Origin of the sequence: Zhongshania aliphaticivorans (assembly GCF_902705875.1) — a bacterium.
Taxonomy (GTDB): Bacteria; Pseudomonadota; Gammaproteobacteria; order Pseudomonadales; family Spongiibacteraceae; genus Spongiibacter; species Spongiibacter aliphaticivorans_A.
Genome location: NZ_CACSIK010000001.1, coordinates 462,131 through 474,579 on the forward strand (window position 1 = coordinate 462,131; position 12,449 = coordinate 474,579).

The 12,449-nt window shown below is 48.1% G+C and carries 13 protein-coding genes; 2 read left to right on the forward strand and 11 right to left on the reverse strand.

All coding sequences use genetic code 11. The annotated features are described in order from the left end of the window. Positions 1 to 147 precede the first annotated feature (147 nt). The 10 genes from tatC to AELLOGFF_RS02215 form a co-directional block, all read right to left on the reverse strand. Positions 148 to 906, reverse strand: coding sequence for a twin-arginine translocase subunit TatC (gene tatC, locus AELLOGFF_RS02170; protein WP_159267128.1), 759 nt, complete (start codon positions 904 to 906; stop codon positions 148 to 150). Then, entirely contained in the window at positions 899 to 1,276 is a 378-nt protein-coding gene (gene tatB, locus AELLOGFF_RS02175; RefSeq protein WP_159267129.1) for a Sec-independent protein translocase protein TatB, read from the reverse strand. The genes tatC and tatB overlap by 8 nt, the downstream gene beginning before the upstream one ends. Further along, on the reverse strand, positions 1,277 to 1,507 hold the full coding sequence (tatA, locus tag AELLOGFF_RS02180; RefSeq protein ID WP_159267130.1) for a Sec-independent protein translocase subunit TatA: 231 nt from the start codon (positions 1,505 to 1,507) through the stop codon (positions 1,277 to 1,279). Between the two features lie 46 nt (positions 1,508 to 1,553). Further along, positions 1,554 to 1,883 carry a phosphoribosyl-ATP diphosphatase gene (locus AELLOGFF_RS02185; RefSeq protein WP_159267131.1) on the reverse strand — a complete coding sequence of 110 codons (330 nt, stop codon included), beginning with the start codon at positions 1,881 to 1,883 and terminating at the stop codon, positions 1,554 to 1,556. Continuing rightward, the gene (gene hisI, locus AELLOGFF_RS02190) at positions 1,880 to 2,281 is read right to left on the reverse strand and encodes a phosphoribosyl-AMP cyclohydrolase (protein ID WP_159267132.1); all 402 of its coding nucleotides are present in this window, start codon (positions 2,279 to 2,281) and stop codon (positions 1,880 to 1,882) included. The genes AELLOGFF_RS02185 and hisI overlap by 4 nt, the downstream gene beginning before the upstream one ends. A 42-nt stretch (positions 2,282 to 2,323) precedes the next feature. After that, positions 2,324 to 3,952: a ubiquinone biosynthesis regulatory protein kinase UbiB gene (ubiB, locus tag AELLOGFF_RS02195; protein ID WP_159267133.1), complete on the reverse strand. Its 1,629-nt coding sequence runs from the start codon at positions 3,950 to 3,952 to the stop codon at positions 2,324 to 2,326. A 10-nt stretch (positions 3,953 to 3,962) separates the two neighbouring features. Next, positions 3,963 to 4,601 (reverse strand): ubiquinone biosynthesis accessory factor UbiJ, encoded by a 639-nt coding sequence (locus AELLOGFF_RS02200; protein WP_159267134.1) that lies wholly within the window; start codon positions 4,599 to 4,601, stop codon positions 3,963 to 3,965. Beyond that, positions 4,598 to 5,347 carry a bifunctional demethylmenaquinone methyltransferase/2-methoxy-6-polyprenyl-1,4-benzoquinol methylase UbiE gene (gene ubiE / locus AELLOGFF_RS02205; protein WP_159267135.1) on the reverse strand — a complete coding sequence of 250 codons (750 nt, stop codon included), beginning with the start codon at positions 5,345 to 5,347 and terminating at the stop codon, positions 4,598 to 4,600. Before ubiE ends, AELLOGFF_RS02200 begins: the two co-directional genes overlap by 4 nt. 117 nt (positions 5,348 to 5,464) lie before the next feature. Continuing rightward, complete coding sequence (locus AELLOGFF_RS02210) at positions 5,465 to 6,133, reverse strand: replication protein P (RefSeq protein ID WP_235035529.1); 669 nt, start codon at positions 6,131 to 6,133, stop codon at positions 5,465 to 5,467. Continuing rightward, the gene (locus AELLOGFF_RS02215) at positions 6,042 to 7,217 is read right to left on the reverse strand and encodes a DnaT-like ssDNA-binding domain-containing protein (protein ID WP_159267136.1); all 1,176 of its coding nucleotides are present in this window, start codon (positions 7,215 to 7,217) and stop codon (positions 6,042 to 6,044) included. Before AELLOGFF_RS02215 ends, AELLOGFF_RS02210 begins: the two co-directional genes overlap by 92 nt. Positions 7,218 to 7,332: 115 nt before the next feature. Between AELLOGFF_RS02215 and radA the strand changes: the two genes are divergently transcribed. Further along, positions 7,333 to 8,697: a DNA repair protein RadA gene (gene radA / locus AELLOGFF_RS02220; protein WP_159267137.1), complete on the forward strand. Its 1,365-nt coding sequence runs from the start codon at positions 7,333 to 7,335 to the stop codon at positions 8,695 to 8,697. 60 nt (positions 8,698 to 8,757) lie between these two features. Here the strand turns inward: radA and AELLOGFF_RS02225 are convergent, their stop codons facing one another. Next, entirely contained in the window at positions 8,758 to 11,211 is a 2,454-nt protein-coding gene (locus AELLOGFF_RS02225; protein ID WP_159267138.1) for a penicillin-binding protein 1A, read from the reverse strand. A gap of 170 nt (positions 11,212 to 11,381) precedes the next feature. Here AELLOGFF_RS02225 and AELLOGFF_RS02230 point away from each other — a divergent pair, with 170 nt between their 5' ends. Next, positions 11,382 to 12,449 (forward strand): pilus assembly protein PilM, encoded by a 1,068-nt coding sequence (locus tag AELLOGFF_RS02230; RefSeq protein WP_200842585.1) that lies wholly within the window; start codon positions 11,382 to 11,384, stop codon positions 12,447 to 12,449.

Consider the following 12,449-nt stretch of genomic DNA (forward strand, 5'->3'; position numbering starts at 1 on the left):
AATGGTTTGGTTTGGTTTGGAGCGCAGGCTATAGATGCCTGGCCCGCGAAGGGGTGCACTCGACTTAGCTTTATTGTTAAATCTGCCTGCTTTGAAAGCCTCGCATTTGGATGCGGCGCTTCCCCTGATGATTGACTCTAGGCTTACTTATTCCTTGTCAGCGTTATCATCTTCGGAGGGCTTATGTTTCACCAATCTTCCAAAAATAATCCCTACTTCAAATAGCAGCCACATGGGGATAGCGAGTAGCATCTGGGAGATGACATCGGGTGGGGTTAGTAGCATGCCAAAAACAAAGCAGGCAATGACAACGTAAGGTCTTTTTGCGGCAAGGTCTTTGGCGGTTATCGCACCAGAGGCGATGACCAGCACGGTGGCGATAGGAATTTCGAAGGCAACCCCAAAAGCTAAGAACAATTTGAGTGCAGTGTCTAGAAAACGGGCAATATCGGGCGTATAACTCACCCCTTCTGGTGTAATACCGCTGAAAAAACCGAAAACTAGGGGGAATACCACGTAGTACGCAAATGCCAAGCCCGCGTAAAATAACATTACGCTTGAAATTAACAGCGGTGCTGCAATGCGTTTTTCATGACGGTACATCCCCGGTGAGATGAATAGCCATATCTGGTGCAAAATCACGGGCATTGCTAGGCAAAAGGCTGAGACCAATACTAATTTAAACGGCGTTAAAAAAGTTGAGGCAATTTCGGTTGCAATCATACTGCTACCCTCTGGCAGCAGGCGTTGCATGGGCTCTGATACAAAGCTATAAATGGTATTGGCAAATGGAAATAAGCCAAGGGTGCAGATAAGGACTGCTAGTACAATTCGGAGAAGGCGATCGCGAAGCTCAGTAATGTGTGCAATTAACGGCTGGCTTTGATCCTGTTCGGCATCACTCATTGTTGGTTTCTTGTTTTTTAGTTGTTGGTGTCTCTGGCGTATCGTCGTGTTCGGTCTTTTGAACACTAGCTTCGGGATGGATGCTATTTTCTATCTCTTTAACCTGCTTGCTAGCCTTACTAAACTCATCATGCATCGAGTTTTTGGTTTCTTTAAGCGAGGCAAGTATGGATTCGTTATGAAGTTGGCGACGAATTTCATCAGCACCGACTTCTTTCTCGATTTCTGAACGGATGTTGTTAAAACTGCGTCGCAACCTGCCCACCCAGAGTGAGGTTGTGCGAATAGCCTTGGGCAACCGTTCTGGGCCTAGAATAAGTAGGCCTAAAACGGCAATGATCAGCAGTTCAGCAAAGCCGATATCGAACATTTATAGTTTTGACTCGTCTTTGTGTTCAGCTTGTTGTGATGCGGTGTTTACATCCTCTTGTTCTTTGTTCTCTAGATTTTTTGCGTCTTCGTCTTTCATGCTGTCCTTGAAGCCTTTTAACGCGCCTCCCAGGTCACTGCCCATGCCTTTGAGTTTTTTCGTGCCGAATAATAAGACAACGATGGCGAGGATAATTAAAAGTTGCCAGATACTGATGCCACCTAAGCCCATAATGTTCTCCTTGATCTTTAATAATGTTATGTAATTTAGTTTTCTATTATTTTCGTGCTGCTTTTTCGTCTAATCCTGAAAGACCAAAGCGTCGAGCAAGCTCTTCGAGTACTTGCTGGTGGTTCCCACCCAGATGCGAAAGCATCACAAGGCTATGAAACCAAAGGTCCGCTGTTTCATAAATGAGGTTTTGATTGTCGCCGTTTTGCTCTGCGTCTTTTGCTGCAAGTACTGTTTCTATAGCCTCTTCACCTACTTTTTCCAAAATCTTATTAAGGCCTTTATGATGAAGGCTGGAGACATAGGAGCTAGTGGGGTCAGCTGCTTTTCTAGCCGCTAATACGGCGTCTAGTTGTTCTAGGATAGATTGTGTCATGCTTTTTCCACGTGTTGATACATAGTGGCGGGATCTTTTAGTACCTTTTCGGTAATTTTCCAGTCACCTTCACTGAGGGTGCGATAAAAACAACTTTGTCGGCCCGTGTGGCAGGCAATGCCGCCGAGCTGTTCAACTTGAATTAAAAGGGTGTCACCGTCGCAGTCTAAGGCCATTGAGCGGATTTTTTGGACGTTCCCGGAGCTTTCGCCCTTACGCCATAGTTTGCCTCGCGAGCGTGACCAATATACCGCGTCTCCGCTATCAATACTTAGCTGTAGTGACTCGGCGTTCATCCACGCCATCATTAATACTCTACCACTGTTACAGTCTTGTGCGATTGCGGCAATTAATCCGTCATTATTCCATTTAATGTGCTGCAGTAATTGTGTGTTCATTTAGCGTGTTCTGTCTTGTTTTTGCGAGGGCATTACTTTACCTCAGCGGCTGCGTATAAAGAAATATAAAGCGACGCCAAATAACATAAGACTGCCTTTGGGTAAGTTTGTTAGCCCTTCTCTGATGCCGGGGTCGGCAATGAGTGCCGCAGCGATAAAGGCGACGATTGCGAGTCGCTGGTTTCGCGCTCGGGTGGCATGTTGGCGCATGATAAGATCAATATCATTATTTTGTTGTTGCTGTTCACCATTGGCGTGTTTATTTGGTACGCCACGTTCTAACAGGGTTTCCGGAAGGTGGGGTAATTGCTCAAGCCAGCCAGGTAGGCGGTGACTAACCCGCTTGAGCATGGTTTGAGGTGAATAGCGATCCCTTACCCAGCGCTCTAAAAATGGCATGGCTGTAGACCAAAGGTCTAACTGGGGGTAAAGCTGCCGTCCCAAGCCTTCTATATTGAGAAGGGTTTTTTGAAGCAGCACTAATGATGGCTGTACTTCCATGTCAAAACGGCGCGCCGTTTGAAACAGGTATAAAAGCAATTGACCGAAGGAAATTTCAGATATTGGCTTTTCAAATATCGGTTCGCTAACACTACGAATTGCCGCTTCAAACTCATGGACGCGGGTGTCGGGTGGGACCCATCCACATTCAACATGTAGTTCCGCGACTTCGCGGTAGTTGCGCTGAAAGATGGCAAGCAGGTTGCGCGCTAAATAATATTGGTCAAAATCACTTAAGCTGCCAATGATCGCGCAATCAATGGCGATATATTGCGGTGACGCGGGACGATCTTTGGCTACGAATATATTGCCAGGGTGCATGTCAGCGTGGAAAAAACTATCGCGAAATACCTGTGTAAAGAAAATCTCAACGCCGCGCTCCGCGAGTTTCTTCATGTCTGTGCCTTGTTCACGCAGCGTGTCTAGGTCGGTAACGGGAATGCCGTAGATGCGCTCCATGACTAATACATTGCGCCGGGTGAAGTCCCAGTAAACTTCAGGAACATAGAGCACGTCAGAGTCTTTAAAATTGCGCCGCAGTTGGGAGGTGTTGGCACCTTCTCGCTGTAGGTCGAGCTCATCAAAAATAGTGTGTTGATAATCTTCGACGACTTCAACGGGGCGCAGTCGCCGCCCGTCGGGCAGATGGCGCTGCACAAGGCGGGCAATTGTTTGTAATAAGCGGATATCAGCCGCTATGACATGTTCAATTCCCGGCCTAACAACTTTCACTACCACGTTAATATTGTTGTGCAAGGTGGCGGTGTGAACCTGAGCGATGGAGGCTGATGCGAGCGCATTGTGATCAAAGGTAGAAAACAATTCAGCGATTGGCTTACCCAGCGCGGATTCAATTGTCGCGACAGCCTGTTCACTGGCAAAAGGTGGAACTTGATCCTGTAATTTGGCGAGTTCATCAGAGATGTCGTCAGCGAGAAGATCTCTTCTAGTTGACAATACTTGACCAAACTTTATGAAAATAGGGCCTAGGTTTTCGAGTGCACAACGCAATCGTTCACCACGACTATATTGGCCATGAGGGAAAAGCCGCCACGGGCCGAGGCGAATAAGTAAACGTATTCGCAAAGGTAGTTTTTCTGTCGGAATTAAGGTGTCTAAACGGTAGTGACAAATAATCCAGCAAATAACAATTAGGCGGCGCAGCCCCATAGCAATGTCCTTAGTTCTTTTTTTGTGGGGCTGATATTCGCTGTTGTAAACGGCGAATTTTGGCGTCGAGGCGCTCACTCCGAGCTTTGAGTTCATCTACTTCATTGTAGAAGTCGTCGGCTTGGCAGGGGTGGGGAACTAGCTGGCTTTCTTCAACGATATATTCACTAAATTGGCGGTGTAAATTGCGACGGGTATTGTTAAGCCAGCGTTGCCCTGCCCGAAGGCCGCTGCCAAGTTGGTGGGCCGCAACATCGCCGAAAGCATCCGCCAGCGGTTGCTCCCAATCCAGATCTAATTCTGCCAGGATTTGACGCAGTTCTAATAGTGAACTGGTGTCTCCGCTAATGCTGATGTCGCCATTAATCAGTGCCGCTGCTGGGTCGCTCGCAGTGGCAACTTTAGCAAATTCACTCCAGCGACCACTGAGGCGGGTTGTCACTGTATTGTTGTGCTGCCCCAAAATACGAAGTCGCTTTCCCGTAATGCCAATACCAATATCGATATTCGGTTCTTTTAGCTCTAATGCAAACGACTGCCCACTTAAGGCTTGCAGTTTACTGCTCACTGACGGGTCAAGCTGCAAGGCGTTGTTTATTAGGTTCTCAAGTGCTGATAGCGCCGCGCCTTGCAGTACCGGTGGAATCACGGTTTCACGCCTCTGTGCACGGCGACGACGCCTGCCGTCATGTTGTGATAGCGGACTTCTACAAAGCCGGCATCACTCATCATACCTTTGAGCGTGTCTTGGTCGGGGTGCATACGAATACTTTCTGCTAAATAACGGTAGCTTTCAGGGTCGTTGGCAACGAGTTGGCCCATTTTGGGAAGAATATCAAAAGAATAGCGATCGTATAATTTGCCTATGACGGGGTTCACGGGCTTAGAAAATTCTAATACTAAAAGCCGCCCACCGGGTTTGAGTACTCGATTCATTGAGCGCAGTGCCGCGTCTTTGTCGGTGACATTACGCAATCCGAAAGCAATCGTAATACAGTCAAAGCTATTGTCGGGAAAAGGCAGGCATTCAGCGTTGGCTTGTACGTATTCAATATTGCCAACTATGCCTTTATTGGTCAGTTTTTCACGGCCAACGGTGAGCATCGAGTCATTTATATCGGCTAGTACAACCCGGCCACTTGGGCCTACTAGGCGGCTGAATTTGGCAGCAAGATCTCCGGTGCCACCGGCGATGTCGAGAACAGCATTGCCGGTGCGAACCCCGGATAGCTCAATTGTGAAACGTTTCCACAGGCGATGAACACCGCCAGACATCAGGTCATTCATCAGGTCGTATTTAGCCGCAACCGAATGGAATACACCGGCGACCATTTTAACCTTATCCTGTGTATCTACCGTTTTGTAGCCGAAGTGTGTCGTTTTATCATCTGCCATAAACTTGCCTGTTTTGTGTCGTCAGTCGTAATCGGCTGATTTGAAGGGCGTTATTGTAGCGCTTGCGCGGGCTGCCTGCACGATTGCTTTTGCGGTATAAACGCCAGTTTCTTGCCGTTAAATGTCTAATTCATCGCGAAGTTTTTGCATGCGCTCGCGTTGCTCTGCGGGAGTTAAGGGCTTGGTAATAGTTTCTGGAATCGCTTTCTGCGAAGGGATGGTGAGTTCTTCGCCATTTTTCACGCGTTGGCAAAAATCATCGTAGTGCTTACGAAATACGGGGTAGGCACTGTGTTCTGATGTGCTGGCCAGATAGAACCAATCACTAGCGCGTCCTGCATGGTAAACCGCAGGGTGAGACCATGCGTGTTCCGCTTTGGGTTGTGGAGCATGACAGGCTTCTAAATACGCTGTGTGGCTATCGGGCAGGCCAAGTTCATGATTGTCTGGTTCACAATATTTCAGAATGCCTTTTATCGTGGGTAAAAACTCAGATTCTCTAATGGCGCGATGGGTGGCGTTAATAATTACGTCGGGAGAAATGTGGCGTAAATTACTGAACCATAGTTTTTTTGCATAACGCAGTTTTTCCGGACTGGAAAAAGCCTTGTTGTATTGATTGTGGTAAACCAGTTCGAATTCGGCAAACATTTGGTTTAGCGCGTCAATAACGGCATTTTTGTCTGGTGGTGCTTCAGAGTTCGTCTGCCCAGCTGCGGTCGGTGTGTTTTTCGATGAAGCCAGTTGCCGCTTGGCTTGTTCCAGTAGCTTGTTGCTGTCGTGCATTGCTCTGTCCCAATTGATGACTGTGTGCCCAACGGTATTTTACATGTTGGAGAAATTTTGTGTTCCACGAGCGATGAGCGGTGCCGCTGTCTTGCCAGAAAAGTATAAATTCGGCGATCTGTGCTCTGGCAAACTCGGGGTCGATGCGGGCCATATGAAAAATATCAAATACCGCATCATTGGGTTGCCAATCCGATTTAATGGGAGCTATCTCGTTTTCATTGCTGACGGTGTTGGTAAATCGCGCCCACTGTAACCGAATATGCTGTATAAAACGTGAGTTCCAATTGCTGTCGGGCGTGCCGCGTTCGCGCCAATATAAAATAAATTCGGGGATGGCGTCTTCAATAAAATGCCGACTAACGTGGTCGCGATCAAGTATTTCCAAGGCATCGAGGCTTGGTTTCCAATCGCCGCTAATTGGTTGGGTGCGAGACTCTTCAATTTTGGCATATTGCTGTTTTTTCCAGCGTCGACTGACATACTGGCTGAACGTGCTGTTCCAAGAGCTGCGGGTTTCACCGGTTTCGCGGTAATGGGCGATAAACTCTGGAAGCACGGCATTAATGAAGGCCGGGTCTACTTGATTGAAGCGTGTTAAATAATCTAAACCGGCTTTATCTGGAAGCCAGTCAGCCGGAATAAGGCTGTTTCCGGGAACGGGCCTGCTTGGTGGCGCGGTATTTAATACGTTGGCGGGTGGATTGCCGGCACGCGGGGTTTTGTCGACCACTGCCGCAGCGCTTGTTTTGTGAATCTTACTGGTATCTTGAGTTTGTTGCCGTTCAGGAAGAGCGAGGCGAATATTTTGGGCGTTGCTCATTAAGGCTGCGCCTATAATAATGAGGCCTTGGTCGTGAAGCGTGCGCAGAACCTCGTCTATTTTAGTTAAATCCCAAAATGGCAATTGTTTGCTGAGTTGGTCTTTATTGATGAGAAACCAGCGTTGTCCTTGGTTTTCTTGCCCTGGTAGCAGTGGTAGCCATTCAGCTAGTAATTGATACAGTAAGGCGGCCTCTAGGCCAAGTGTGGTGGCGAGGGACGGAGAGACAATTAATGGGCGTTCTACCAATGCAGCTGACATCTCAAGTACTCGTGTTATAGCGGGCCATTGTACGGCTTTGATGGGGCGACTGTCAGCCCTGTGACAGACCAAGCTAATGTTAATAGCGAGTTTCTAAGTATATTCGGATTATTTTATGGCAAAACAAAAAACGGCATTTGTGTGTGTAGATTGTGGTTCCGAGCATAATAAATGGCAGGGTCAGTGCCAAGACTGTGGTGCATGGAATACCTTATCGGAGTTTCGTCTTGGTCCGACTAGTGCGGCTAAGGCTACTTCTGCGAGACAAGGTTATGCCGGAGCGGTGGGTGGTGAGGTGCAAATACTGTCGAATGTCAGTGTTGAGGCGTTGCCTAGGTTGTCTACTGGTTTTGATGAATTTGACCGAGTTCTAGGTGGCGGCTTGGTGTCGGGGTCGGCGGTGTTATTAGGTGGTCATCCAGGCGCAGGTAAAAGCACCTTATTATTGCAGGTGTTGTGCCGTTTGGCGGCGCAGTGTGAGTGTTTATACGCCACGGGTGAAGAGTCCTTGCCACAAATTGCCATGAGGGCAAAGCGTTTAGGCTTGAAGGCCGACAACTTAAAACTCTGTGCGGAAACGAGCCTCGACCGTCTTTTAGGCCAAGCAGCGGCAAATAAGCCAAGGGTTTTGGTGGTTGATTCCATTCAGGTATTGCATAGCGATGATGTGAGTTCTGCGCCAGGCAGTGTGTCACAAGTGCGGGAGTGCGCCGCAGCATTGACTCGATTTGCTAAAGAAACGGGCACCGTGTTGCTGATGGTCGGTCATGTCACTAAAGATGGCGGCTTGGCGGGGCCAAAGGTGCTAGAGCACATCATTGACTGCTCCATTATGTTAGAGGGCAGTAGTGATAGCCGATATCGAACTTTACGAGGCAGTAAAAATCGCTTTGGCGCAGTGAATGAGCTGGGTGTTTTCGCCATGACGGAGCTAGGGTTAAAAGAAGTGAAAAACCCCTCGGCAATATTTTTGAATCGGGGCGATATAGTGACGTCGGGAAGTACCGTGATGGTGGTGTGGGAAGGCACGCGGCCGTTGTTGGTAGAAATACAGGCCTTGGTGGATAGTTCCGGTTTTGGTAATCCGCGCAGAGTTGCTGTGGGTTTGGAGCAAAATCGCTTGGCGATGTTGTTAGCGGTGCTGCATCGTCATGGGGGCTTGCAAGTGGGTGATCAAGATGTATTTGTGAATGTCGTTGGCGGGGTAAAAGTATTGGAGACAGGGTCAGATTTGGCTTTATTGTTTGCCATTGTTTCTAGTTTTCGTGACCGTCCGTTGCCAGAGGATCTTGTTGTGTTTGGCGAGGTTGGCTTGTCTGGAGAAATCAGGCCGGTGCCAAGCGGGCAGGAGCGTCTGCAAGAGGCTCGAAAGCATGGTTTTCGGCGGGCGATTGTGCCGCATGGTAATGCGCCGCGTGGCGACCTTGGAATGACTGTGGTTGGTGTGAAAACCTTGGCAGAAGCACTTGAGGCGATCTAGAAATCCGTATACCCGCAGAGGTTGTCGCTCTGCGGGTGTGTTTTAAGGAAGGCTGAGTGCTTAGAAAATTTCTATAGGGTCATTGCTGCCAGGGCCATAGGGGTTTGATGGCTGATTGAAATTTTCACTGGGCGCATTATCAGTTCTAAAATACTCAAAAATCGCATTACTCTGCCCTGGGTGCGCTAAATTTCCGGTATCAGGGTCTATTCGCACTGAGATAATGTTGTCCGGTTGTTTGAGGTGGCGCTCTGGGTGATCCTTAAGCGCTTCACGCATATAATCTATCCAGATTGGTAGGGCAATTGAGCCACCGTATTCACGTCGACCTAGATTGAGGTTTTGGTCAAACCCTGCCCACGTCGATGTCACGATGCCTCCACTGTATCCAGAAAACCACGCATCTGTCGGGCCGTTTGTCGTACCGGTTTTACCTGCGGCATCGCTACGTTCTAGTACACGGGCTTTGCGGCCCGTACCTCGAGTAATAACATCCTGTAAAATGCTATCGATCAGAAAAGCGACATCTTCGCTTAAAACGCGCTTGGCTAGGCGTGGTTTTAATGCGTTGTCGTCGGCATAGATGATGTCATCAAGGGTTTCAGCTTCAATGTTGTCGATGGCGTCAGTATCTTCTTCGCCGCATTCTCGGCAGGCTATTTCTGGGTCGGCGCGATACACGGTATTGCCATCGCGATCCATAATACGATCAATGACATAAGGTGATATTTTGAAGCCGCCGTTTGCAAATACCGCGTAGCCAGTGACAACATCCAAGGGCGTAAGAGAGTGGCTTCCCAGAGCGAGCGAGAGGTCGTGGGGAAGTTTGCTGGTGTCGAAGCCGAAGCGATCTACATAATTAATTGCTCTGCGAATACCAAGCTCACGTAACACCCTGATAGAAACAAGGTTTCGGGATTGGTAAAGGGCTTGGCGAAGCCGCATGGGGCCATTAAATCGGCCGTTATCGTTGCTAGGTCGCCATGTGTTTCCTAGGGCATCGTCGTCAAATACAATGGGGGCGTCATTGATGATACTGGCAGGCGTAAAGCCATTGTCGAGGGCTGCTGTGTAGATAAACGGTTTGAAGTTTGACCCCGGCTGGCGTTCAGCTTGGGTGACGCGATTAAATGCGCTTTTTTGGTAGTTATAACCACCGACTAAACTGAGGATTGCACCGCTGTCGGCTTCGAGTGAAACCAGTGCGCCTTGTACCTTGGGTAGCTGCGACAACATCCAGTGTCTTGGTGTGGTGTCACTCATTTTAACGCGAATAACGTCGCCAACACTGAGTAATTCCGACGCGGTTTCAGCAGCGTAACTTACCCGATCTTCGCTTATATAGCGGATGGTTTTTGCCAGACCATGCTCCCACTCAAGGGTGGTTTGTAGTTCTCCAGCAAGGAGAATGGATGCGCTTTTTTCTTCTACGCTTAATACCAATGCGGGGTACCAAGGGCCAATATTGCCAATTTCTTCTAATTTTTTGCTGAGCGATTGGCGTTTTTCCGGTGTGAATTCAGCAGGGATAGTCCATTGACGTTCTGGCCCGCGGTATCCGTGTCGAGTGTCATACTCAATAACGCCATCAACTAGGGCTTTGTTTGCGGTTTCTTGTAAATTTGAGTTGACGGTTGTGATGACGGTATAGCCGTCTTCATATGCTGAGCGCCCATATCGCTTAAGCATATTTAATCGAACCATTTCTGAGACGTAAGGTGCATCAACATCGAGCTTGGTGCCGTAAGCTTTTGCGCTTATGGGTTCTAGCATGGCTGTTTTGTAGTCGTCAGCATCGATATAGCCGAGACTGAGCATACGACCCAGTATCCAGTTTCGCCTTACTTTGGCGCGAGAGGGATTGGCCACTGGGTTGTAGGCTGAAGGTGCTTTAGGTAAACCTGCAATCATGGCCATTTGAGCGAGATTTAATTCTTTTATGGGTTTTCCGTAATAGACCTGTGCTGCAGCTTCGATACCATAGGCGTGGTTTCCAAGGAAAATCTTGTTTAAATATAGCTCTAAAATATCGCCCTTGCTTAAAGCGCGTTCTATTTCTATAGCGAGAAAAATTTCAGTGAATTTACGTGTAAACGTGCGCTCTTGGCTCAGGAAGTAGTTTTTTGCAACCTGCATGGTAATGGTTGAGCCACCAGACTGGATGCTGCCGCTTGTTATCAATTGGGATGCAGCGCGGAGTAGGCCGCTGATGTCAACGCCGTGATGAGTGTAAAAATGGTCGTCTTCTGCTGCAAGAAAAGCATCGATAAAAAGTGCAGGTACTTCATGAATGCTTATGGGCGATCGACGCTTTTCACCAAATTCACCCAATAATTTGCCATCGGCGCTGTAAATGCGAAGTGGGGTTTGCAGTTGCGTGTCTTTAAGTGCTTCAACAGATGGTAATTTAGGGCTGATATAAAGGAAGGCCGCAGAAAATATCATTAAGGCTCCACAGCAGACAAGAATGCTTAGGCCTATGAAAATACGAAGATAACGCGTCGTATTGGACATATAAATCCTTCAAATAGAGGTGGATATTGTTAATTGAACGATAGGATAACGAAAAGTGAGACACTTTCGGCGTCTTTTTTTCAGAACTATTTGCGCAATGGTATACACTGGTATTTAATCTTATATGTAAAAGTATGCGCTAAGTCCACGATGTAAATAGGAAAATTACAGTGCTAGATGGCTTGTTTGGCGGTCAAGGTTCCCGCAGTTTGCTAGGTATAGATATTAGTTCCAGTGCTGTGAAGCTACTGGAACTGAGCCGTAATGGTGATAAATACCGTGTAGAAAGCTATGCGGTGATGTCTTTACCTGCGCATTCGGTGGTAGAAAAAAACATTGCTGAGGTTGAGGTGGTGGGTGAAGTGGTGCGTGCAGTTCATTCACGCTCCAAGTCAAAACTGAAGCGAGCAGCAGTTGCGGTTCCTGGGTCGGCGGTTATCACCAAAACGCTGCATATGCCTGCGGGAATGAATGACAATGCGCTTGAAACTCAAATTTCTTTAGAGGCGGATCAATATATCCCCTACCCCTTGGATGAAGTGGCGCTTGATTTTGAGGTTATGGGTGAGTTGGAAGATAGCCCAGACGAAGTAGAGGTCATGTTGGTGGCTTGTCGACGCGATAATGTTGATACCCGCATTGAGGCCTTAGATATTGCCGGAATTGATCCAAAAGTTGTTGATGTTGAAGCCTATGCGGTGGAGCGAAGTTTTGAGTTGATTTCCCAGCAAATTGGCTGTGATGAAAATACCGTTGTTGCGATAGTCGATGTGGGGGCGAGTATGACCTCACTTACCGTTGTTGTTGCCGGTGAAACGGTCTATACCAGAGATCAGATGTTTGGTGGTCGTCAATTAACAGAAGAGATTCAGCGCCGCTATGGCTTAACCGCCGAAGAAGCGGGTTTGGCCAAAAAGCAAGGCGGGCTCTCCGACGACTATGACAGCGAAGTATTAGCACCGTTCCGCGAGGCGGTTATTCAGCAAGTTTCGAGGTCGTTACAGTTTTTTTATTCGGCTAGCCAATATAGCCACGTCGATATTATTGTACTCGCCGGTGGGGTTGCGGCTATGCAAGGTTTGGCAGAATTAGTCGAAGAGCGGGTAGAAGTTAGCACGGTCATTGCCAATCCATTTGCTTCTATGTCTGTTGCGCCGGGGGTGGACGCCATGAAGCTGACAAGCGATGCACCGGCCATGTTGATTGCCTGTGGCTTGGCACTTAGGAGTTTTGATTAA